The organism is Alteromonas aquimaris (assembly GCF_026183695.1).
Lineage (GTDB): Bacteria > Pseudomonadota > Gammaproteobacteria > Enterobacterales > Alteromonadaceae > Alteromonas > Alteromonas aquimaris.
The window spans coordinates 154,639-178,940 of the sequence record NZ_JAPFRD010000002.1 but is presented as its reverse complement, the minus strand read 5'-3'; the positions used below and the strand labels follow the sequence as shown (position 1 = coordinate 178,940).

The following is a 24,302-nucleotide window of genomic DNA, read 5'->3' as shown; positions in this document are numbered from 1 at the left end:
CGTTCGTTTGAAAAGCTTAGTTATTTCACTACATTTTTACCAATGTATCTTCATTAGTAGAATTTCTATATATTCTAAGCGAACATTATTCCAAATTGGTATAGTGCTTGAATTATGCGTAATTTTACGGTGTAGTGCGCAGCCGATATTGCAATGAGGGACGCCATGACTGATTCTGTTTTTGAATTTCCACTAAAAGAAAAGGTGCGAAACTACCTTCGCATTGAGCAGTTGCTGCGGCAACTAAAAACCGGTGCGAAAGGCGAAAACGGGACACTGCAGATGTATTTTTTCGATCGACTTTTTATCCTATTGGATTTAGTGGAACGCTTGGACTTGCGCACCGATGTGCTTAAGGACATGGACGTCCACGAACGCAACCTGGTGTATTGGTCGCAACACCCTAATATCGATAGTGCGGCTTTAGAACAGGCTCTTCAATCGATTTTACGATTAAAAGAGAAACTCAAAGCCAGTAAAAAGTTTGGTAACGAACTTAAAGATGACAAATTTTTAAATTCTATCAGGCAACGCTTCGTTATCCCCGGGGGTGCATGCAGCTTTGATTTACCGAACTTACATTTCTGGTTAGCCCAGCCAGCGGAGTCCCGCCACCATGCGATTGGCCAGTGGATGAATTCTCTAAAACTGATAGAAGAGTCCATCGCGATCAGTCTTTCATTTTTGCGTGAACGGGGTCTTTTTTCTCAGGTTATTGCTGAGCATGGATTTTATCAAGGTGTAGCAGAAGATAAGAATGAACTGATCCGCGTAAAATGTGATGTTAATGCTGGCTATTACCCTACCCTCAGTGGAAATAAATATCGCTACGCAATTCGCTTTATGTGGTTTGAGCCCCAAGAGAGACAGTCTTCTTCAGTAGAATCTGAAGTGACATTTTCACTTGCCGCCTGTTAGACTTTACGCTTACTGAGTCAACCAATGGTTATCGAATGAAAGTAAAATGTCCCACCTGCCAGCACGATGTTAGCTGGGAAGAAAAAAACGAATACCGGCCTTTTTGTTCTAAGCGCTGCCAAATGATTGATTTAGGAGATTGGGCGAGCGAAGCAAATGCCATTGCAGGCAAACCCGCCTCTGAAACCGCTCCCCAAAATGCTATGGATGTAGAAGAAATTGAGGCGATGCTTGCCAAGCAAAACGATTCTTTTTTCACCCACTAGAGCCAGATTATGATTAAAAATGTGATGTTTGTAGCAGGCACCCACGGCAATGAGACAAGCGGCATCCAGCTGATTAGGAATTGGCAACGTAATGGCTGCCCTTACAAATATTCTACGTTTGAATTATCCACCATGCTCGCCAATGAAGAGGCGATTGTTCGCAATGTTCGCTTTGTAGACGAAGATTTGAATCGACAATTTTCTTTGCCCAAACTAGCCAACCCGGAGCTTACGCTGGAAAGCCAGCTGGCCATTGATATTAATGCCAGAATCGGTCCTAAAGGCGAGTCGCAGTATGATCTGGTCGTAGACATTCACAATACCACCAGCCATATGGGGGCCACCCTCATCTTGCCCTCCAGTGCACCTTTTTACGTCAGTATGGCGCGATTTGTGAAACAAGTTTTACCCGAGGCAAATATACTGGTAGAGGACGAAATTCCGTATGAAGAGCATCCCTACCTATGCACCTTAGGTAAATACGGTGTCATGATTGAAGTAGGCGGGCAACCTCAAAGTGTCCTCAGAGAAGATGTTTATCAACTCACTACCTTACTCGCAGGCACACTGGTGGCGTTTTGTGAAAGCTATAATTCTAATGAGCTCAGCGAGCTAGCACCTTGTCAGGCGTATCGGTTTATTGAAAACATTCACTTCCCGCTCGATAGTGACGGGCAGCGAATAGCGATGATCCATCATCAGCTACAAGACAAAGATTTTGTGCCTTTGCTTCCCGGGCAACCAATATTTAAATGCTTTGATGGCACAGAAAAGGTGTGGGAAGGTAACACTGAAGTTTACCCACACTTTATTAATGAAGCGGCTTATAGCAAACAGCATGTAGCCTTTGCTACAGCTGATTCGTGTTTACTTTGACGTTGTCAGAGCGTCAAGTATAGCCACATTGGCGGTAGGAAAATCTGCCGGATTAAGGGAGTCTATCGGACACCATTTATGTTGTTGCCCTTCGACCCCGTGCGGCTCACCGTTGAAATCCAGCACCTCACGTACAAGTAACGCGACTCGCTTATCACCATAATCATGAGTAATCTCAATTAACGGCCGACAACGAATTACCGAGATCCCGATTTCTTCTTGCAGTTCGCGCTTTAGTGCCTCGACAACACTTTCCCCGTGGTCGATTTTCCCCCCTGGAAACTCCCACTTACCGCCCTGATGCTGATGTTCAGAGCGCAGACAGATGAATACGTCATCTGCCCGGCGGATTACCCCTACAGCTACCTGTACGGTATTCATTAACTCAGTTTGCCGTGACACTGCTTGTACTTTTTGCCAGAGCCACAAGGACAAGGATCGTTCCTGCCGACTTTGGGGCCTTCTCGCACAGCCGTTTGCACCCGACCGCTTTCTGAATTGGGCGTATCTGTCGACGCTTCATGTTTGAAGTTTTTAGGGGTATTGTTTGCCTGACGACGTTGTTCTTCTACCTTCTCAACATCAGATTCTGCTTTAACCTGTACTCGGCTCAAAATGGTAATCACTTCCACTTTCAGCGCTTCGAGCATTTGTGAAAAGAGCTCGAATGACTCACGCTTGTATTCCTGCTTAGGATTTTTCTGCGCATAGCCGCGCAGATGAATTCCCTGACGGAGGTGATCCATCGCAGCCAAGTGCTCTTTCCAGTGACTATCCAGATTTTGCAGCATTACCGCTTTTTCAAACTGGCGTAGCACCCCTTCGCCCACGGCATTTTCTTTTTCTTTATACGCTTCCTCGATGTGGGTCAAAATCCGTTCACGCACCTTTTCTTCGTATAATTTATCATCGTCGTCCAGCCATTTTTGTACTGGAAGATCCACTGCAAAATCAGCTTTTAAACGCTCTTCCAGCGCTGGTACATCCCACATTTCTTCCAGCGACTGTGGAGGAATATATTCGTCAATGACACTATTGACCACGTCTTCACGGATAGCCTTAATGGTTTCACTGATATCACCCTCGTCCAGCAGTTCGTTTCGCTGCTCGTAAATAACTTTACGTTGATCATTGGCAACATCATCATATTCAAGTAATTGCTTACGAATGTCGAAGTTACGCCCCTCAACTTTACGTTGCGCATTTTCGATGGCGCGAGTCACCCATGGGTGCTCGATGGCTTCGCCACGTTCCATGCCCAAGCGCTTCATCATGCCTGCCATCTTCTCAGAGGCGAAAATACGCATCAAGGAATCGTCCAGTGACAGGTAGAAACGGCTTGAGCCTGGGTCACCCTGTCGGCCTGAACGCCCCCGTAGCTGGTTGTCAATACGACGGGATTCATGACGCTCAGTACCAATGATATGTAAACCACCGGCTTCAATTACTTTATCGTGGCGTTCTTTCCAAGCCTCTTTAATTTTTTGGATTTGTTCTTCAGTAGGGTTTTCCAGCTTTTCAACTTCGGCCTGCCAGTTACCCCCTAACACGATATCGGTACCCCGACCAGCCATATTGGTGGCAATCGTGACCGCACCGGGTTTACCAGCCTGCTCTACAATATCAGCTTCTTGTGCGTGGAACTTGGCATTAAGTACCTTGTGAGGGATTTTGGCTTTTTTCAGCACCCGTGAAAGTAACTCTGAGTTCTCAATGGAAATAGTCCCCACCAGGGTAGGTTGTCCACGCTCCACACACTTTTTAATATCTTCAACAATCGCTTCGTATTTTTCTTCTGCGGTCAGATAAATCAAGTCCGCCTTATCATCACGGATCATCGGTTTGTTGGTGGGTATCACCACCGTTTCCAAACTATAGATGTGTTGAAATTCGAATGCTTCTGTATCAGCAGTACCTGTCATACCCGACAGTTTGTTAAATAAGCGGAAGTAATTCTGAAAAGTAATTGAAGCCAGGGTTTGGTTTTCATTTTGAATCCGCACACCTTCTTTAGCTTCTACTGCCTGGTGCAGTCCTTCTGACCAGCGACGTCCTTCCATCGTCCGACCGGTGTGTTCGTCAACAATGACGATGTTGTCATCTTTAACTATGTAATCGACATCTTTCCTAAATAACTTATGTGCGCGTAAGGCCGCATTGATATGGTGCAGTAACGAAATATTTCCTGCATCGAATAACGATTCTTCCTGTGGCAGGATACCCTCTTCTTTGAGGATCTCTTCAACACGAAGCTGACCGTTTTCAGTCAGGTGAATCTGACGGGCCTTTTCATCGACAGTGAAATCCCCATCGCCTGGATTATCCTCTTCATCCTCTTTTTCTTGCTGAATTAACTTTGGAATAACCAGGTTAATGCGGCGATAAAGCTCTGAGCTATCTTCGGCAGCACCAGATATAATAAGAGGAGTTCGCGCTTCGTCAATCAAGATTGAGTCTACTTCATCTACCACTGCGTAGTTGAGTTCGCGCTGCACACGATCCTGTGGGCTAAACGCCATGTTGTCACGTAAATAATCGAAACCAAACTCGTTGTTCGTACCATAGGTAATATCCGCTTTATAGGCTTCGCGCTTAGTTTCCGACGCCATACCGGGAATGTTACAACCTACTGTCATGCCTAGATAAGCAAATAATGGTCTGCTCCAATCGGCATCACGTTTGGCCAGATAGTCGTTCACCGTGACAACATGCACACCTTTACCTGACAAAGCATTAAGATAGGTAGGTAACGTGGCGGTAAGGGTTTTACCTTCCCCTGTTCGCATTTCTGCAATTTTACCCTGATGCAGAACCTGGCCACCTAATAACTGGACATCAAAGTGGCGCATACCAAAAACACGTTTACTGGCTTCACGCACAGTGGCGAATGCTTCTACCAGTAAATCATCTAACGATTCACCTTTCTCGAGTCGCGTTTTGAACTCTGCCGTTTTTGCCTTAAGTTCATCATCGGTAAGCGCTTCGTAATCGGCTTCCAGTGCATTAATGGCGTCGACAGATTTTTGTAGTTTTTTTAATAGTCGGTCATTTTTGCTACCGAAAATTTTCTTAATGACACTTGCAAACATGTTTTGAGATCCCACTACCTGTACTCAACGATAAATCATTATCATAGAGCGATTAAACTTAAGGCGGTATCGGAAGTAATTTCTCACCGACTATCCGCTATGTATTGATACTTATTGCTATTACTTTTAGTTATTACTTGTTCTTTTTTCTTTAGTGGTTATCCACAAAAGGTAACGGGTTTACGTGATGTCCGCTTTTTAACACCTCATAGTGTACATGCGCTCCCGTAGACCTACCCGTGCTGCCCATTTGTGCAATAACCTGCCCTTTTGTCACCACGTCCCCGACGGCGACATAAACGGCTTGATTGTGAGCGTAACGTGTTTTAAGCCCATCAATATGATCGATTTCGACCATTTGCCCATACCCGTAACGATCCCCCGCCCAACTGACGATGCCCGCGCCGGTAGCGATAACGTCATCACCAATACTGCCAGCGAAGTCCAGTCCCGTATGCTCAGCTGCTTCCCCCGAAAAAGGATCTTCCCGCAGACCGTAATAAGAGGATAACCATCCGCGCTTAATGGGCCGTCCTGATAACTGAGTCTGATTGTCGATATGGTGTCCCCTAAGCAAACTTTCAAGCATAGAAAGTTGCGTCTCATGAGTTGCTAAACTTTGCTGAAGCTGAGCGATTTCTGATTGTAAAGGGTTGGCGTGTAAAGGTGGCTTCACCTCTTCTTTGATAACCGCCAGATCGCTGTGCTTAATACCAACCGCTTGGGCAATAATATTAAGTCGACTTTCAATGGTTTTAATCTGAACATTTGCCTGCGCAATATCCCGATTTAATACCGCTATCTGCGAGGATGAACGATCGCTTAATGCATTCAGTTGTTGTTGCGTCTGCGCCACAATTTGTTTGGATACATTCACCCTGGCAAGGTTTTCGTTGACAGATTGGGTAGAACGGCTGGATACCAGAACAAACATTGACACTATGACCACGATACTGAATAAACGCCGGACACTCATTGAATGCTCGAACTGCTTATTTTCGCCGCGAATCGTTAATGTTAATTTCATGGTCTACCCTGTAAAAAATCGAGCATTAGTTTACCTTTGAATGGCATTGGGAACAAATATCCACACCCTTTTTTTACTTTCCCTTCCGTGAACACCTAAAAAATTTAGCAGGTCGCTAATTTTTTAAACAAAAAAAGCCGCCTGAACGGCGGCTTTCCAAAATGAATTTTTAATTATGCCAGTACGGGCGAGGCATAGCGGATTGGAACTTCATCCTGATTTTCATAGGTGATGTATTCCCAACTATCTTTGTCGTCTAAAACCGCATTCAATAGTTTGTTATTTAAACCATGGCCACTCTTAAACGCTTTTAGCTCGCCAATAATGCTATGGCCACCCAGGTAAAGGTCGCCTACTGCATCCAGTATTTTATGCTTCAGGAATTCATCTTCGTAACGTAACCCTTCAGGGTTCAATATACGAAATTCATCCAGGGCCACCGCGTTTTCCATGCTTCCACCCAGGGCCAGATTATTCGCGTTCATATACTCTAAATCGCGCATAAACCCGAAGGTTCTGGCTCGACTGACTTCATTCACATACGAGCATGAATCGAAATCCATAACCATATGTTGACGCGTCTGGCTGATCACAGGGTGATCAAACTCAATACGAAAATCTACACGGAAACCATCGTGTGGGCGCAGTTCTGCCCACTTGTCCCCTTCAGTTACTCTTACCGGCTTCTTGATCCGAATAAAACGCTTTGCCGCATTCAATTCTTCAATACCGGCAGTTTGTAGTAAAAATACAAACGGACTGGCGCTGCCATCCATAATGGGCAGCTCGTTGCTATCAACCTCAACAATAATATTGTCAATACCTAACCCTGCTAATGCAGATGCCAAGTGTTCTACGGTGTGAATGCTAACACCATCCTCGTTATTCACACACGTACATAACATGGTATTCCCAACTGCATTAGCGCGTGCAGGAATATCTACATGAGGGTGCAGGTCAATACGTCTGAACACAATTCCTGTGTTGGCAGGCGCAGGCCGGAGAGTCATGGTGACCTTCTCCCCTTTATGTAGACCAATTCCAGTTTCTTGAACTGAATGTTTAATTGTACGTTGCTTAATCATCGTGTTTGTAGCTTTTTACCTGTTCCAAAAGCGGCCGCGAATTATAGTGAGTGATTACCCACTTGTCAAAAACTTACAATTCTTGGCTAAATAATGGTAAACCATCAACTTTTGACAGCAAAACCGTGTAAAAATTCCTCAGTTTGTGAAATATTAATCAGCTTGTTTGCGTAAAAACGCTGGTATATCTAAGTATTCAAGATCGTTGCCAGGTTGCGCTTCATCTTCAACTTTTAACGCCTGATTACCCTCAGTACCACCCACGCTTCGTGACTCATGCACTGAACTGACACCAAACTCGCGAGCTGAATTCGTCAGCCGAGTACCTTCAGAACTCACCAGCGAGATATCAGGCTTTCGTTCTGCTCCGATACCCGTAGCCACCACGGTTACACGGATCTCATCGGCCAGTTCCATATCGATAACTGTACCCACGACAACAGTGGCATTTTCGGAAGCGAAGGCTTTCACAGCGTTACCAACGGTTTCGAATTCATCAATTGCAAAGTCAGGTCCACAGGTAATATTGACCAGAATTCCGCGTGCGCCCGACAAATCGATATCTTCAAGTAACGGACAGGCAATCGCCGATTCTGCTGCTTCTTCAGCACGATCAGGACCCGATGCCACGCCGCTGCCCATCATCGCCGTGCCCATCTCAGACATAACTGTCTTCACATCGGCGAAGTCGACATTGATAAGACCCGGACGGGTGATCAATTCGGCAATCCCTTGTACCGCACCACGTAATACATCGTTGGCAGCACTGAAGGCTTGAAGTAACGGCGTCCCCGGTCCCATCACTTTGAGTAGTTTTTCATTAGGAATGGTAATAAGTGAGTCCACGTGCTTGGATAACTCAACAATACCTTGGTCTGCAAATGCCGTTCGCTTTTTCCCTTCAAAAGGAAAAGGTTTAGTGACCACTGCTACCGTCAAAATACCCATTTCACGCGCAATTCTGGCAACTTCTGGCGCGGCACCTGTACCTGTACCGCCTCCCATACCTGCGGTAATGAACACCATATCCGCACCATCTAGCGATTGACGAATGGTTTCGCGGTCTTCTTGTGCAGCATCGCGACCAATGTTTGGATCGGCGCCGGCACCTAAGCCTTTGGTTACGTTAGACCCGATTTGCAGGGTTACATCAGCACTAGAGCTGCGTAGCACCTGTGCATCGGTGTTGACTGCTATAAATTCGACGCCTTCAATGCTTTGAGACACCATGTGCTCAATTGCATTACCGCCGCCACCGCCAACGCCGATGACTTTGATTACGGCTTCTTCGCCGTGACTATCCATTAATTCAAACATACTTACTCTCCGGTTTTGTACGTCTTACCACACCAAGTCATTTCACAAACCACCGGTTTGATGCCTCCATGCTAACCATTATGTCCTGACCTTAGCGCCCCTAAAAATTAAAATTCACCTTTAAACCAGCTTTGCACACGGTTGATAAAAGAATCACCGCTTTTCAGCTTGCTGACTTTCTTGTTTTCCGTTTGCATCTTACCGTAATGGAGCAACCCCACTGCGGTAGCAAAACTGACGTCATCTGTATACTCAGATAACCCCTTAACATTTAATGGTTTCCCTACTCTAACAGGCATTTGGAATAATTCTTCGGCAAACTCCACCGCACCTTCCATTTTTGCTGTACCGCCTGTCAGCACTAGTCCTGCTGCAATCTGTTCTTCAAAACCACTGGCGCGGATTTCGTCATGCACCAGTTCAAATAATTCCTGGTAACGAGGTTCAATAACTTCTGCCAGAGTATGTCTCGACATGGCGCGTGCTGGCCTGCCACCCACACTGGGCACCTCGATATTTTCTTCCATACTTACCATATCTTTTAATGCGCAGGCATAATTAACCTTAATTTCCTCTGCATTACTGATTGGTGTGCGAAAAATTTTCGCGATATCACTGGTAATCTGATTACCTGCTACCGGTATAACGGCAGTGTGACGAATAGCCCCGTCGGTGTAAATCACAATATCCATGGTACCGCCACCAATGTCCACTACACATACACCCAATTCGCGCTCATCGTCGGTTAATACGGCATAACTTGACGCCAGTGCCGAGAAGATAATTTGATCAACACTTAACTCACAACGCTCAATGCATTTGGTCAGATTTTTCGCCATGTCATCTGCACAGGTAATAATGTGTGCATCGGCTTCCATTCTGACGCCCGACATGCCAACCGGGTTTTTAATCCCTTCCTGAACGTCGATGGTGAACTCCTGTGGTAACACATGCAACAAGCGACGTTCTGCTGCAATGGGTACTGAGCGCGCAGCATGAATAACATTGTCGACATCATCCTGTGTCACTTCCTGGTTGTTGATCGGCACCATACCGTTTTCATTTTGACATTTTACATGACGACCACTGATAGACATAAACACTGACGAGACCCGACAATCTGCCATCAGTTCCATTTCGTTTACTGCACGCTGTACCGATTTTACCACCAGGTTTAAATCATTAACGCCACCTTTATCCATTCCTTTGGCGGCATGCGTACCTACACCAACAATGCTGATTTGATCATCGTTAACCAACTCGCCAACCACTGCCTTAACCTGGCTGGTGCCAATATCAAGCCCTACGATTAAATTACGTTCAGTCGGTTTCGACATGGTAATACTAGCTCTCTTCTTTATTGTTGTTTTCTGTCTCATCAATCCAGCCTACTGCTAAGCCGGTATCATATCTGAGATCCACATAGCGCACTTGCTTTGGCTGTTTTGCCAAAAGCGGATAAATATCAACAAACCGTTGTAAACGATCAATGAATTCCTTTCTTCCCAGGTTCAACTGTACATCATTATTCAGTTGCACTTGCCACGCAAACCGCTCACTTAACGAAAGTTCACGTATACCAATTCCCATTGTAGCCAGCAACGAATGCATAGCATGAAACCCTTCTAAGGCTGTTTTTTCACTGCCCCCTGGCCCGAACAACTTAGGTAACTTCAGCCCTTCCGCCCTGGCATTAAACGTTTCCCCATACGGATTTAACAGCATATCATCATTCCATTGGGCCACTGGTGTTTGTTCGACCAGATAAATTTTTAATTTATTCGGCCACTGCTTGCGTACCGATGCCCGATATATCCATGGCTGAGCTTCTACAAGCTGATAAACCTCGTTCACATCCAGCGAAAAAAAACTTCCTGGCTGCGATTTTCTAATTAATCTTTCCAGCCTGACCACATCAACATGTTTGTAATCACCTGAAAAATCAACCACCTGCACTGGCATGCGCTGTTCGTCCTGCAACCAGTCATACGTCTTAACTCCTGCTACCGCCAATCCGATGAGCACGAGCAGGAGAAACACCACCCCCGACCAAAACTGTGCAGAATAGGAGCGTAGTGTTGTCATTAACGCCAGTCTACCTTATCTGCCGAGGCGGCCGGCATACTGCTGGCCAATATCGCCAGACACAATCCGTCAAAATCAAGCCCAGCTTGTTTTGCAGCTTTAGGTACCAGGCTTTTTTCAGTCATGCCAGGCACCGTATTGGCTTCTAATAAATAAAATTCACCAAGCTTATTCTGCATCACGTCAATACGCCCCCAACCGCGGGCAGACAATGCTCTAAAGGCGCGGCTAGACAGCATGGCTAATTCCGCTTCTTTTTCTGCATCCAAACCGCTGGGGCAAAAATATTGCGTTGTATTATCCTGGTACTTAGCAGAATAATCATAAAAGGTATGGGGAGTAGACATACGAATTGAAGGCAACGCCCGGCCTTGCAGGATACTTACCGTAAATTCGGCACCATCAATATATTGTTCCAGCAGAACTTGATTATCGTATTGAAACGCGTCCTGTATTGCTTTTTCTAGCTGAACTGCACTCGATACTCTGGCCATGCCAATACTCGACCCTTCTCGAGCAGGCTTAACCATGACCTCATTCCCCAATTGCTGCATTATAACGCTGCATGATCCAGCTTCAAAGTAGGATTTATCAGCAATTTGATATTTTGCGGTGGGCAGGTTCAAGCACTGCCAGATTTGCTTGCTATGAATTTTATCCATACACAATGCTGAACCAAGCACGCCACTGCCTGTATAGGGTATTTTCAGCAGCTCTAATGCCCCCTGTAAGGTACCATCTTCGCCACCGCGCCCGTGCAGCATAATGACCACTCGATCTGTTTTTTCGGTGAGCAATTCGGTTATGGGCCGCGTGGCCGGGTCAAACGCAAAGGCATCGACACCTTGCCGTTGCAATGCATTCAGTACTGCTTTGCCAGAATTGAGTGAGACGTCTCGCTCAGCTGATTCACCCCCAAACATTACCGCGACGCGGCCATATTCAGTAGCAGGATAAGACAAAAAGTTCATTGTGCCTCTCCTTTTAATGCGGCAGGTTCTAATCCACTGCTAGCGAGTTGCTGCGCAACTTGACCTATGTTGCCAGCACCTTGCGTCATCACAATATCGCCATCCTGAATGACATTCGCCAGAATGTCGTTCAGCTTGTGAGGGCTACCCACGTAAAGCGGTTCGACTTGACCACGCAAACGAATGGAACGGCACAGACTCTTGCTGTCAGCCCCTTCGATAGGCTCTTCATTTGCTGCATACACGTCTAATAGTAACAATACATCTACGCCGGAGAGAACTTCGACAAAATCTTCATATAAGTCCCGCGTGCGGCTAAAACGATGAGGCTGATAGATCATTATCACGCGCTGTTCAGGCCAGTTGGCTCTCGCTGCTGCAATGGTGGCTTTGACTTCGGTAGGATGGTGTCCATAATCATCCACCAAGGTGACGTTGCCTACGCTGGTCGTAAATTGTCCGAGTACTTCAAACCGGCGCCCTATGCCACCGAAATGTGCCAACGCTTTAACTATAGCGTCATCGTCAATGCCTTCTTCCGTGGCCACGGCAATCGCGGCCAACGCATTTAGTACATTGTGCATACCGGTTAAATTCAACGTCACTTTGAGGCTGGCGTGTCCTTTCCTGATAACGTCGAACCTGGCCTGACCAAAGCTTAAGGTGACATTCACACCCTGCACATCATTATCAGCATTAAACCCATAGCTGATAATACTGCGGCCGATACGATCGCGAATAGATTGAATATTTTCATCATCCCCGCACACGATGGCTTGTCCATAAAACGGCAGATTATGCAAAAACTCCAGATAGGTATCTTTCATACGCGTAAAATCGCCATCATAGGTATCCATATGATCCGCTTCGATGTTGGTGACCACTGAAACTATAGGTTGTAAATGCAGAAATGACGCATCGCTCTCGTCTGCTTCTGCTATTAAATAGGAACCTTTACCTAGTCGTGCGTTAGTGCCGGCACTGTTTAGCAGACCGCCAATAACAAATGTCGGGTCCAGCCCCGCTTCTGCAAAAATGGTAGCAATTAAGCTGGTCGTAGTGGTCTTACCGTGCGTCCCCGCTACCGCAATCCCGTGACGAAAACGCATCAATTCCGCCAACATTTCGGCGCGACGAATTATGGGTATACGATGTTCGCGTGCGAACTGAATTTCCGGATTTTTCTCATTAATTGCGCTGGAAACAACAATAACATCTGCGGCCTCAACGTTAGCATGGTGATGCCCTTGGTAAATCGTCGCACCTAATTTTTGTAGACGCTTGGTCATACTATTTTGCTGTATATCTGAACCGGCAACCCGATAGCCTTCATTCAAAAGGACTTCGGCAATGCCCCCCATGCCGGCCCCACCGATGCCGATAAAGAAAATATTTTTCACTTTCTTTTTCTGCGGATTTTGGAAATCAGCTGCCATGATCATGCTGCAGCCTCCAGTACGGATTCGCACTCATGTACAACATTTTTGGTGGCATCTAGCATGGCAAATTCACGCGCTTTTTTCCCCACGGTCAAACAGGCGGCGGGATCGTTTAACCACAACCGCACTGCGGCCCCTAAATTATCCTGTAACTGAGATTCTTTAATCATCACTCCGGCGTGATGCTTAACCAGTGACATTGCATTTTGCGTTTGATGATCGTCAACCGCATGAGGAAGCGGTACAAAAATCGCTGCCGTGCCGGATGCAGCCACTTCGGCCACCGTCAGCGCGCCTGCTCTGCATATAATCATATCGGCCCATTTGTACGCGCTTGCCATATCGTCAATAAACTCTGTAACCTTCACTTCACCTTCGCTATCTTCATATGCCGTGTTAACCTCGTTCACGTTACCTTTGCCACACTGATGCCAGATGGTCAGTCCCTGTAGCTTTTTACATGTGCGCGGGACAGCAATATTCAATGCCCGTGCACCTAAACTTCCGCCTACTACCAGTAAACGCAGGGGTTGATGGGTGGCCTCTTTGCTCGTAGCATTGATAAACGATTCACGAACTGGGTTCCCTACTGTTACGCAACGTGAGCTTGCGTAGTTAAATGCAGACTTAGCATCATCAAAACCCAGTAATATCTTTTTCGCTATCCGGCCTAATAAGCGATTGGTCATTCCAGCCTTCGCATTCTGTTCGTGGATAAGTAGCGGTACGCCAGCCAGCCAACCCGCCACGCCGCCCGGTCCACTCGCATAACCGCCAAAGCCAATGATTAAGTCAGGAGTTACCTGACGGATAATGTTTCGCGCAGCAAGAGTGCTCTTTAACAAGGCAACTAACCCCGTGAGGCGAAGCAATAGTCCCTTGCCTCTGATCCCCCTCACCTTCACATAATGAATGGGAAAACCATGGGCCGGTACAACCTGAGCTTCCATCCTATCTTCTGTGCCAAGCCAGTCGATATGCCATCCACTATCGCGCAGTGCCTGTGCCACGGCTAGGGCGGGAAAAACATGTCCGCCGGTTCCTCCAGCCATGATCAAACATTTTTTATTCATGTGAGGCCTCCGCAGAAACAGAAGACAACATGGCTTTCAATTTTTGTTTGGCATCTTTTTGTTGCTGGCGGCGTTCTGCTTTGGCTTTTATTTTGCGATCAAGAGCCTGAACGCCCTCCACCCGCAATTCAAAATCGATTCTAAGTAAAATGGCGGTTGCCACTGTCATCACAATAATACTTGAGCCCCCATAACTGACCAAGGGTAAGGTAAGCCCTTTAGTAGGCAGAATACCTGCGCTGGCTCCGATATTCACCGCGGTTTGGAAGCTAAACCACAGCCCTATGCTATAGGCCAGATACCCTTCAAACGGTCGGTTTTTTAGCAGCGCTTTGTTGCCAATTTGCAAGGCTCGCATTACCAGCCAAAATGTCAGCATCAATACTACTACTACGCCAACAAAGCCGAGTTCTTCGGCCAGTATCGCCATCACGAAATCATTGTGCGCTTCTGGCAAAAATTCTAATTTTTGCAAACTATTGCCTAACCCCTGACCGAACCAGTTACCGCGACCATAGGCCATCAGTGATTGGGTCAACTGGTAGCCTGTACCAAAGGGGTCTGCCCACGGGTCTAGAAACGATGTCACCCTGCGGAGGCGGTATTCTTCAAATACTATCAGTGCCACGACCGCCATGAGGCCCACAAAGACCAGCGCGAAAAACTGCCATAATTTAGCCCCAGCCAAAAATAATAAACCGATAGTAGTAGCGAACATCACCACGACGGTGCCTAAGTCTGGCTGGGCGAGCAACAATATCGCCAGCACGAAAAAGACCACTAGTGGCTTAATAAACCCTTTTAAGTTTTCGGTGACTTCTTCGTAACGGCGCACCAGATAGCCAGCAAGGTAGGCGAAGAAAAATAACTTAGCAGGTTCAGCCGCTTGGATGGTGATTGGTCCGATTACCAGCCAGCGGGTACTGCCATTAACATTACGGCCTATTAGCAGCACGGCGACCAGCAATCCAATTGCTAATAATAATAAATAGGGGTTAGTCACCCGCCAGAAATGCATTGGAAGCTGTAACACCACCATTGCCGCAATTAATGCAATAATGAGGTATATGCCATGCTTGATGGCGATGTAAAATGGTGCATCATACAATTTTGCTGAAACCGGCATGGATGCCGAAGTGACAATGATCAACCCTATCGACATTAACGCCAACGCGACTATGACCAGGCCCACATCGTAAGGTCCAGTACTTTCCGCTGCACCATGACGCGCATTGAAAATGGAGACCAGGCTGACTGCTTTGTTGCTCATGCCACCACCTGCCGGATTGATTGATCAAACACCTTTGCCCGATGTTCATAATTTTCAAACATATCCAGACTCGCACAAGCTGGCGAAAGCAGTACAATATCATCGGGCCTGGCCATGTCATGGGCAACTTTAACCGCGTCAAACATAGTGGCCACATAAGTAGAATGGGCGCTTAATGAAGCAATTAGTTTTCCGTCTTTACCCAACGTAATGACATAATCTACAAACTGGTCGATGGCGGGTTTCAGAGCGGATAGATCTGCACCTTTCGCATCTCCGCCTGCAATTAAAATCAGTTTGCCAGATTTTACTGCACCAATGCCAGTAATGGCCGCTTGCGCCGCTCCCACATTGGTTGCTTTGGAGTCGTCTATCCAACTCACGCCGTTATGTAACGCAATTTGGGTGCAGCGGTGTGGGGCCGGAATAAAACTGTACACCGCTTCTGCTGCTGCATCACGAGGAACACCCAGTGCTCTAGCTAGGCCTAGCGCAGCTTGCACATTCAGAATATTGTGAGTGCCCACTAACGGCAACTTAGCAATGTCCAACAGTGGCATTGATTCGTAAGTAATCCAGCCGCTGTCTATCGAAAATCCCTCGCCACTGGCATCAATCCCTATGGTGGTAACAGGGATCCGACTATCAATCGGATAAGTTTCTGGGTGCCCGCGCCATACGACTGCTTGTTTACAGTGGGTAAAGATTCGTTGCTTCGCCTGCAAATAGGCAGACATGGTTTTGTGCCTATCCAGATGGTCATCAGACAGATTTAACAGGACTGCAGCTTCTAATTGTAAAGAGTGGGTTGATTCTAATTGGAAACTGGAAAGCTCAAGCACCACACAATCATATTCGTCTTGGGCGATTTCCAATACGGGCTTGCCTACATTGCCCGCTGCCACAGCGTTCAAACCACAGGATTTTAAAATGTGAGCCAGCAGCAAGGTGACTGTGGTTTTTCCGTTTGACCCCGTGATACCCACCACCTTGCTCGGGCTTATGCGGGCGAATAGTTCAACGTCTCCGATAACTTCAACCTTTGCCGAACGCGCATCTTGGATACCTGGATGAGTTAAATCTATTCCAGGGCTCACCACAAGAACATCTACGCCTTGCCAAAAATGGGCGGGCGGTGTACCAAAATGTACTGGTTCTGACACATCAACTGGGACCGACAATGTTTCTCTGGTATCCCATACTTTGAGATTCGCCTCAAACTGACGTAAAAAACGTAACGTGGCCTGACCGGTTTTACCCAGTCCTGCTACCACTACCGTTTTATTCGTCAATTCGTTTAACATTTATCGTTTACTTTTACCGTAGTTTAAGTGTTGCCAAACCGACTAACACCAATATCAGCGACATGATCCAAAAACGCACAATCACCCGTGGCTCAGGCCACCCTTTTAGTTCGAAATGGTGATGAATAGGCGCCATCCTAAAGATACGTTTTCCACGCAGTTTAAATGAGCCCACCTGCAGGATCACCGACAGGGTTTCCATTACAAAAACGCCGCCCATGATAATCAAGACAATCTCTTGCCTTACCAGCACAGCGAGAATTCCTAACGTTCCTCCCAATGCCAAAGAGCCCACATCGCCCATGAATACTTGTGCTGGATAAGTGTTAAACCATAAAAATCCCAGCCCGGCACCAACAATAGCGGTGCACACTATGACTAACTCACTGGTCATTGGGATGTGCGGAATATTCAGATACGAAGAGAAGTTCACATGGCCGGTAACGTATGCAAAAATCGCAAAAGCGCCTGCGACCAGAATGGTAGGAACGATAGCTAAGCCATCCAAACCGTCTGTCAGATTCACCGCGTTGCTGGTGCCCACCACCGCAAAATATACGATGATCAGATAGAACATTCCGAGTTGGGGCATCACATTCTTGAAGAACGGCACCAATAATGCAGTTTCGGACGGCAACACGGCAGAGCTGTAGAGATAAAGGGCGACGCCAATGGCAATGATAGACTGCCAAAAATATTTCCAGCGAGCGATGAGTCCCTTAGGATCTTTACGAATAACTTTGCGGTAGTCGTCAACAAAACCAATTATGCCATAGCCAATGACGACACTTAACGTCACCAACACATATCGGTTAGTTAAATCCGCCCATAACAGCACACTGGTAACAATTGCAGAGAGTATCAGTAACCCACCCATCGTGGGCGTGCCCGCTTTAGAAAGATGGCTTTGCGGGCCATCATCGCGCACGGTTTGCCCAATCTGCATACGTTGTAATGCGCGAATCATTTTGGGGCCAATAATAATAGCGATAAGCAACGCCGTCAGGGTGCTTAAAATTGCTCGCATAGTCAGATACGAAAATACGTTGAACCCCGATTCGTACTGGGTTAGCCAGTCAGCTAGCCAAATTAGCATGCAATACGCTCCCGACGGCGATCAAGCTTTCCCACCGGAGATTCCTCAATAGCAGTCACAACCCTTTCCATTCTTGAGCTGCGCGAACCTTTCACCAGTATCGAGATATCACGTTGTTCGAAGGATAGCGTGTTCTCCAGGTTATCAATCAAGCTGTCGATATCACTGAAATGGTACCCGTTCGGACCGAATACTGCGCTGGCACATTGACTTAAAACGCCAAGGGTAATGATGGTATCAATTCCTTTATCCAGCGCGTATTGACCTACCTGCTCGTGATAAAACCGCGCTTTTTCTCCGAGCTCAGCCATATCCCCTAGAATCAGCACGCGCTTGCCTGAGAAACTGGCTAACGTATCAATTGCCGCCGATACCGAGGCCACATTCGCGTTGTAAGTGTCATCCAGCAGGCGAACCTGGCTGGTCAGCATTTTAACGTTCAAGCGCCCCTTTACCTGCGCCATATTGAGCAGGCCATCGCGGACATCATCCAGGGTAGCACCCACCTGCAGCGCAAGGGCAGCGGCGACCAGAGCATTACCCACATTGTGGATGCCGGGGATGTTAAGTTGGATAGATACTTGCCCCTGAGGGCAGAGGAGTTCGAATTCAGCGCAACCATTCAAACCTATCGTAATTTCCTGAGCGGTGAAATCCGCTTCATTTTGTTGGTCTGGTGAAAACGTGAGTACGTTATTGTAGCGAAGTTTACCCTTCCAAAAATTGGCGAACTGACTATCGACATTCAGGATAGCTACGCCATGCTCATCAAGCCCCTTGAAAATTTCGCTTTTCGCACGCGCCACCCCCAGCAGACTACCAAAACCTTCTAAATGGGAAGCTGCTGCATTTACTATGGTGGCAACATCTGGCTTAACCAGATTGGTGGTGTAGGCGATTTCACCTAAATGGTTTGCCCCTAACTCCATTACGGCAAAATCATGGTGCGGCTCTAAACGAAGTAATGTTAATGGCACACCAATATCATTGTTAAAGTTGCCTTGCGTGGCCAGTACATTTCCGCGCCGAGATAAAATGGCAGCGGTCATTTCTTTAACAGTGGTTTTGCCTGAGCTTCCCGTTATAGCAATGGTTTTAGGATTCACTTCACGCTTTACAGCGGCACCGAGCTCTCCCAACGCGAGTTTAGTATCTTTGACGTAAACTACAGGCAGATCAGTGTTTATTCTCTCACTGGCTATAACGGCGATGGCCCCGGCGTTTTTTGCATTCTGTACAAATGCATGACCATTATAATTATCGCCAACCAAGGCCAGATAGATGTCACCGTGTTGCAATGTGCGGGTATCAGTACTGATATTTGATACATCACAATCTTGACCTTCCAGTCGACCATTAGTTTGTTGCGCAATCCATGACAGCTTTGTTTTTATCATGTGCTGTACTCCTGTTGTAACCGGGCTATTACTGCTCGCTCGTTATAATCGGTGCGATTGTCACCAATAATTTGATAATCTTCGTGGCCTTTTCCAGCGACCACAATTAAATCGCCGGGTTTACTGTTCTGCAGACAGAAACGAATGGCCTTTTCGCGATCTGCTTCAAACACTGCGTTTTCAGGCTTCTGCAAACCCTGTTTAATATCCTGTGCAATATCGGCCGGCTTTTCTGATCGACTGTTGTCAGTGGTAATCACGATACGATCAGCATGTAGTTCAGCCACTTTCCCCATCAAGGGGCGCTTGCCTTTATCTCTGTCGCCGCCACATCCAAACACACACCAAATGATACCCTGGGCATGTTGCTTGGCACTGGTTAATACTTTCTCCAAGGCATCAGGCGTATGCGCATAATCCACCACGACATTCCCTGCCTGAGCAAAGGAAAAGATTTCCATACGGCCGGCAACAGGGTGAACTTTTCCCATTACCTGAACAATTTCTTCAAACCTTTCACCCTGTGCCAATAATGCAGCCACGGCACTTAAGCTATTGTAAATATTGAACGTTCCCAACAGCGGAATACTGACGTCAGCACTTCCCCAGCTGCTTTGTAAGGTAAAGCTACTACCCTGTGCATGATAACGCACATTAGTGGCAATACAGTGGCTTTGTGAGGTAATCTGCGAGTCTATTTCACCGACACCGGTCCAGATGATTTTGATGTGACTGTCAGCAAATCTTTTCCAGTTTTGGCTTTCCTGATCCTGCGCATTAAGCACAATAGTGTGCAATCCCCTCTGCTTGAGAAGTTGGCGTTTAGCCTGCGCGTAGTCTTCCATTGAAGCGTGATAATCTAAGTGATCGCGACTTAAATTGGTGAAGACTGCTATGTCAGTTTTTACCTGATTGATCCGTCCCTGCACAATCGCATGCGACGACGCTTCGAACGCGGCCTGGCCAGCATCTAATTGGACAAATTCAGCCAATATGTACTGAATGCGAATAGGGTCTGGGGTGGTCGTGCCATCAGGTGCCGGTGTATATTCGGTGTCACGCCCTTCGTATAACCCGTAGCCCAATGTACCAATAGCGCCACTGCGCGTACCCAGCATTGATTTCAACTGCGTAGCCAACTGTACCACTGACGTTTTACCGTTAGTACCAGTGACCGCAATCGTGGACATTTTTTGCGCCGGATAATCGTAAAACGCCGCAGCCAATGAGGAGACCATTTCAGGTAAATCAAACAGAGAAATAATCACACTGCTGCCACGCATTTCCAGATGGCCATGTTGAGCCGGATCCTCAGTTTGCGCCAGGATCACCTTGGCGCCAAGGCTAATTGCCTGGGGAATAAAATCCCTGCCATCTAGGGCATGTCCTTTAATGGCGACAAAAGCCAGCCGCGTGGTAACTTCGCGGCTATCTAAGGTTAACCCGGAAATACGAATATCCGGTGCGTCCACACCGAACTTAGCCATTAACGCACGGGTACTTTGAACGAAAGCACTAACTACCATTGCCCGCTCCTTTTAACCACTGTGTTGAAGTAACCTGACGATCATCAGGCGGCACATTCATCAGTTGAAGGGCTCCCCCCATAATTTTAGAAAATACGGGGGCGGCTGTATCACCGGCATGGTAAAGATCACCACCCGGCTCATTAATAAGTACGATGGTGACCAGCCTTGGGTTAGTCAGAGGCGCTAATCCGGCAAAAATGTTTACGTATTCTTCCCCGTAGCCTCCGGCAACCGCTTTTCGACTCGTGCCCGTTTTTCCGGCCACGCGGTAGCCTTGCACTTTTGCTTTTTTACCCGAGCCATCTTCCTGCGTCACACTTTCCATCATATCGATAATTGCTTTGGCATTATGTTCGCTGATGACCCTCTCTTCCTGAGGTTTCCAGCTGGTCGACTGTGGTTTATGAACAATATTTAACGGACGCTTGATGCCGCCATTCGCCAATGTAGCGTACATACGGGCCAGCTGTGCTGTGGTCACAGAAATACCGTAACCAAATGATAAGGTAGCTAATTCGAATTCAGACCAGCGGCTACGTTCATGAAATATGCCGTTTGCCTCACCGGGTATATTGGTGCCCGTATCAGTCATTAAACCAAGGTTGTAATAGGTGTCCAGCAAAAAGTTCTTGGGTACAGATAAGGCCAGTTTAGATGTTCCCATATTACTGGAATGTTGAATGATTTCTTCGAGCGAAAGTTTCCCGTAGTTGCGAAAATCCTTCACCAAGCTCCCCCCCAAACGCATCCAACCCGGTGAAGTATCAACGATATCGCCCACTTTGGTCTCACCAAATTCTAACGCCGCCAATACCGCTAGGGGCTTCAACGATGAGCCGGGCTCAAAGGCATCGGTGATGACCCGGTTGCGCATGCGATGAGGCGAGACATTATCGCGATCGTTAGGATTAAATGAAGGGGCATTGACCATCGCAAGAATGTCGCCACTTTCCACATCGACTACCAAAGCCGATGCAGACGTAGCTTTGTAATACAGCATTGCTTCTTTAATTTCACGGTAGGCTAACGCCTGGATACGCTGATCGATGGTTAGCTGAACGGTGCCGGCAGCCTCTCCCGCTTCCGACTGTAAAATTTCCACCTGACGCCCCTTGGCATCACGGCGAATAACCCGAGAGCCGGGCGTACCTGTTAACCAGTCGTTGTAGAGTCTTTCAAGACCTTCGATACCATTGTCATCCACATCGGTAATACCAATGAGTTGCGCGGTAACCTCACCATTCGGATAATAACGACGACTTTCCTGGCGAAGATAAATACCAGGAATTTTAAGTTCTTCAACGTATTCCGCCATTGCTGGAGAAACTTGACGTTGCAGGTACACAAAACGGCGTGATGGATTACTTACTTTGCTACGCAACGATTCGACGTCCTGCCCCAAAACCTCGGCTAAGGCTTTCCAGCGGCGGGTTTTCGATAATCCATCTTGCTGATGAATAATTTTAGGGTCGGCATAAATGGCACGAACCGGTACGCTCACCGCCAGTTCTACCCCGTTCCGGTCAGTAATCAATCCACGATAGCTTGGCATATTACGGGTCCGTAAAGTGCGGTTATCGCCTTGCTGAATAAGATTATCCGGCGAAATGACCTGGATATATGCCGCGCGCACCGCCAGACCAGTAAAAACTAAAATAATGGCAAGTAGGACGACCACAAACCGCCAGTGCACCAGGGAGGGTGTCACGTTTTGTTTCGCACCAGTGCGTTTATTTGCTGAGCGGATTACAATAGTCATCAGAAACGCACCACCACTTCTTCGTCGACAGTAGGCCTACGCATGTTCAAATGCTTTTCGACCAACGCTTCAATGCGGTTATGCTCGGTCAGTGCACGTTGTTCCAGCACCAGATTGCGCCACTGCACATCCAGCGCATCTTTTTCCTGCATTTGTTGTTCCAGTGCGATGATTTGCTGCCGATTGCTATGGGTACTTAAAATCACCGCAAACGCACTGACAATAACCATTAAATACAACAAAACCCGCAGTTTATTGCGGGTGAGATCGCTGATTAAAATCAGCAGTAAATTGAAGTTAGTCGAGGATGACTTGTCAGTTTTGCTCATAGCTTCTGCGCCACCCTGAGTACGGAGCTTCTTGCCCGCACATTTCTTTCTATTTCTGCCTGACTGGGTTTAATGGCTTTACTAATAGCCTTTAGCACTTTGTCGGCATCAATCTCAGCCTGCGTAATGGGAAGGCCCGCAGGTACTGATTTTCCTTTGCTTTGTTCTTTAATGAAGCGTTTTACCAACCTGTCTTCTAAAGAATGGAAAGAGATAACAGCCAACACCCCGCCAGATTTAAGCACAGCGGTCGCAGCTTTAAGTCCTTGACGGAGTTGATCGAGTTCGGCATTGATATAAATGCGAATGCCCTGAAAGGCACGAGTGGCCGGATGCTTAAATTTGTCTTTTACCGGCACCGCCTCATCGATAAGCTGTGCTAATTGCAGGGTGCGCTCGATAGGAGTGTGTTTCCGTTGATTAACAATGGCGTGTGCAATGCGTTTACCAAATTTTTCTTCGCCAAATTCCTTAATAACCTGTGCAATATCCTGTTCTTCTGCCTGCGCTAACCACTGCGCCGCGCTTTGTCCACGCGTGGTATCCATGCGCATATCCAGGGGGCCATCACGCAGAAAGCTAAAACCACGTTCGGCATCATCCAGCTGTGGCGAAGACACCCCTAAGTCCATCAGCACACCATCGATTTGTCCCGCAAGATTACGTTCGTGAAGAGCTTCAGCCATTTCAGCAAACGGACGATGGACGATAGTAAAACGAGGATCATCGGCCAGCGACTTAGCCGCTTCAATTGCCTGCGGATCGCGATCAAATGCAATCAGTCGCCCCTGCTGTGACAATTGTTCGAGAATCGCGCGTGAGTGTCCACCACGACCAAAGGTGGCGTCTACGTAAATCCCGTTGGGATCGATAGCTAAGGCATCGATACACTCATTGAGGAGTACCGATGCATGCGATAGTGGCGCGCTCATAATGAAAAGTCCTGTAAACGTTCAGTAAGTTCAAAATTACCTTCACGTTCAGCTTCCATATCATGTTCAATTTGACCAGCCCAGTTGTCTGCACTCCATACTTCAAACTTGTTCAGCTGACCCACCAGCATAACTTCTTTTTCCAGACCAGCATGCAGACGCAAAGGTGCAGGCAGCACGAAGCGGCCGTTTTTATCCATTTCAGCTTCAGTGGCATAACCTAGTAAGAGACGTTGCATACGACGTTCGGCGGGAACCATACTGGAGAATTTGCTGAGTTTCAGCTCGATTTCTTCCCATTCGGGAAGTGGGTAAAGTAGCAAACAGCTTTGCTGGGTGTCGATTGTACAAACCAGTTGTCCGTTGCAATCATCAAGCAGTGGCTGACGGTATTTTGTTGGTATTGCCAGCCTACCCTTTGTGTCAAGATTGATTGCATTAGCGCCGCGGAACATTCCCCTAGCCTTTTATATTTTGATGCTGCTGTTTTTCTAGTCGTGTGTGTGCTGGTTTGTAGTAATTTGCTAATCGATCCACAAT

Annotated in this window: 22 protein-coding genes; 3 read left to right on the top strand and 19 right to left on the bottom strand. The window is 47.1% G+C overall.

Annotation, left to right across the window (positions count from 1 at the left end; all coding sequences use genetic code 11):
* Positions 1–165: 165 nt before the first annotated feature.
* Genes zapD through OPS25_RS00980 form a run of 3 tightly spaced genes read left to right on the top strand, consistent with a single transcriptional unit; the run spans position 166 to position 2,060 of the window.
* Positions 166–918, top strand: a complete 753-nt coding sequence (gene zapD, locus OPS25_RS00990) for a cell division protein ZapD (RefSeq protein WP_265615779.1) — start codon at positions 166–168, stop codon at positions 916–918.
* A 35-nt stretch (positions 919–953) separates the two neighbouring features.
* Positions 954–1,184 carry a DNA gyrase inhibitor YacG gene (gene yacG, locus OPS25_RS00985; protein WP_265615778.1) on the top strand — a complete coding sequence of 77 codons (231 nt, stop codon included), beginning with the start codon at positions 954–956 and terminating at the stop codon, positions 1,182–1,184.
* 9 nt (positions 1,185–1,193) lie between these two features.
* The gene (locus OPS25_RS00980) at positions 1,194–2,060 is read left to right on the top strand and encodes an aspartoacylase (RefSeq protein ID WP_265615777.1); all 867 of its coding nucleotides are present in this window, start codon (positions 1,194–1,196) and stop codon (positions 2,058–2,060) included.
* On the opposite strand, the gene mutT is transcribed toward OPS25_RS00980, so the two are convergent.
* The 19 genes from mutT to mraZ form a co-directional block, all read right to left on the bottom strand.
* Entirely contained in the window at positions 2,052–2,441 is a 390-nt protein-coding gene (gene mutT, locus OPS25_RS00975; protein ID WP_265615776.1) for an 8-oxo-dGTP diphosphatase MutT, read from the bottom strand. The two genes, OPS25_RS00980 and mutT, sit on opposite strands and share 9 nt — an antisense overlap.
* Complete coding sequence (gene secA / locus OPS25_RS00970; protein ID WP_265615775.1) at positions 2,441–5,149, bottom strand: preprotein translocase subunit SecA; 2,709 nt, start codon at positions 5,147–5,149, stop codon at positions 2,441–2,443. The genes mutT and secA overlap by 1 nt, the downstream gene beginning before the upstream one ends.
* 151 nt (positions 5,150–5,300) lie before the next feature.
* Entirely contained in the window at positions 5,301–6,176 is an 876-nt protein-coding gene (locus OPS25_RS00965) for a M23 family metallopeptidase (RefSeq protein WP_265615774.1), read from the bottom strand.
* 173 nt (positions 6,177–6,349) lie between these two features.
* Positions 6,350–7,261, bottom strand: coding sequence for a UDP-3-O-acyl-N-acetylglucosamine deacetylase (gene lpxC, locus OPS25_RS00960; RefSeq protein ID WP_265615773.1), 912 nt, complete (start codon positions 7,259–7,261; stop codon positions 6,350–6,352).
* 153 nt (positions 7,262–7,414) lie between these two features.
* A complete protein-coding gene (gene ftsZ, locus OPS25_RS00955; RefSeq protein WP_265615772.1) occupies positions 7,415–8,578 on the bottom strand; it encodes a cell division protein FtsZ in 1,164 nt (387 codons plus the stop codon).
* 107 nt (positions 8,579–8,685) lie between these two features.
* Positions 8,686–9,915 carry a cell division protein FtsA gene (gene ftsA, locus OPS25_RS00950; protein ID WP_265615771.1) on the bottom strand — a complete coding sequence of 410 codons (1,230 nt, stop codon included), beginning with the start codon at positions 9,913–9,915 and terminating at the stop codon, positions 8,686–8,688.
* Between the two features lie 7 nt (positions 9,916–9,922).
* On the bottom strand, positions 9,923–10,663 hold the full coding sequence (locus tag OPS25_RS00945) for a cell division protein FtsQ/DivIB (protein ID WP_265615770.1): 741 nt from the start codon (positions 10,661–10,663) through the stop codon (positions 9,923–9,925).
* Entirely contained in the window at positions 10,663–11,634 is a 972-nt protein-coding gene (locus tag OPS25_RS00940; RefSeq protein WP_265615769.1) for a D-alanine--D-alanine ligase, read from the bottom strand. The genes OPS25_RS00945 and OPS25_RS00940 overlap by 1 nt, the downstream gene beginning before the upstream one ends.
* Complete coding sequence (gene murC / locus OPS25_RS00935) at positions 11,631–13,073, bottom strand: UDP-N-acetylmuramate--L-alanine ligase (RefSeq protein ID WP_407080205.1); 1,443 nt, start codon at positions 13,071–13,073, stop codon at positions 11,631–11,633. Before murC ends, OPS25_RS00940 begins: the two co-directional genes overlap by 4 nt.
* A complete protein-coding gene (murG, locus tag OPS25_RS00930; protein ID WP_265615767.1) occupies positions 13,073–14,146 on the bottom strand; it encodes an undecaprenyldiphospho-muramoylpentapeptide beta-N-acetylglucosaminyltransferase in 1,074 nt (357 codons plus the stop codon). Before murG ends, murC begins: the two co-directional genes overlap by 1 nt.
* Positions 14,139–15,416: a cell division protein FtsW gene (gene ftsW / locus OPS25_RS00925; RefSeq protein WP_265615766.1), complete on the bottom strand. Its 1,278-nt coding sequence runs from the start codon at positions 15,414–15,416 to the stop codon at positions 14,139–14,141. The genes murG and ftsW overlap by 8 nt, the downstream gene beginning before the upstream one ends.
* Positions 15,413–16,720 carry a UDP-N-acetylmuramoyl-L-alanine--D-glutamate ligase gene (murD, locus tag OPS25_RS00920; RefSeq protein WP_265615765.1) on the bottom strand — a complete coding sequence of 436 codons (1,308 nt, stop codon included), beginning with the start codon at positions 16,718–16,720 and terminating at the stop codon, positions 15,413–15,415. Before murD ends, ftsW begins: the two co-directional genes overlap by 4 nt.
* Before the next feature lie 13 nt (positions 16,721–16,733).
* A complete protein-coding gene (mraY, locus tag OPS25_RS00915; protein WP_265615764.1) occupies positions 16,734–17,816 on the bottom strand; it encodes a phospho-N-acetylmuramoyl-pentapeptide-transferase in 1,083 nt (360 codons plus the stop codon).
* Positions 17,810–19,213 carry a UDP-N-acetylmuramoyl-tripeptide--D-alanyl-D-alanine ligase gene (locus OPS25_RS00910; RefSeq protein ID WP_265615763.1) on the bottom strand — a complete coding sequence of 468 codons (1,404 nt, stop codon included), beginning with the start codon at positions 19,211–19,213 and terminating at the stop codon, positions 17,810–17,812. Before OPS25_RS00910 ends, mraY begins: the two co-directional genes overlap by 7 nt.
* Positions 19,210–20,739 (bottom strand): UDP-N-acetylmuramoyl-L-alanyl-D-glutamate--2,6-diaminopimelate ligase, encoded by a 1,530-nt coding sequence (locus OPS25_RS00905; protein WP_265615762.1) that lies wholly within the window; start codon positions 20,737–20,739, stop codon positions 19,210–19,212. Before OPS25_RS00905 ends, OPS25_RS00910 begins: the two co-directional genes overlap by 4 nt.
* A complete protein-coding gene (locus OPS25_RS00900; protein ID WP_265615761.1) occupies positions 20,729–22,501 on the bottom strand; it encodes a peptidoglycan D,D-transpeptidase FtsI family protein in 1,773 nt (590 codons plus the stop codon). Before OPS25_RS00900 ends, OPS25_RS00905 begins: the two co-directional genes overlap by 11 nt.
* Entirely contained in the window at positions 22,501–22,830 is a 330-nt protein-coding gene (gene ftsL, locus OPS25_RS00895; protein WP_265615759.1) for a cell division protein FtsL, read from the bottom strand. Before ftsL ends, OPS25_RS00900 begins: the two co-directional genes overlap by 1 nt.
* Positions 22,827–23,762, bottom strand: coding sequence for a 16S rRNA (cytosine(1402)-N(4))-methyltransferase RsmH (gene rsmH / locus OPS25_RS00890; protein ID WP_265615758.1), 936 nt, complete (start codon positions 23,760–23,762; stop codon positions 22,827–22,829). Before rsmH ends, ftsL begins: the two co-directional genes overlap by 4 nt.
* Entirely contained in the window at positions 23,759–24,217 is a 459-nt protein-coding gene (mraZ, locus tag OPS25_RS00885) for a division/cell wall cluster transcriptional repressor MraZ (RefSeq protein ID WP_265615757.1), read from the bottom strand. Before mraZ ends, rsmH begins: the two co-directional genes overlap by 4 nt.
* Between the last annotated feature and the right edge of the window lie 85 nt (positions 24,218–24,302).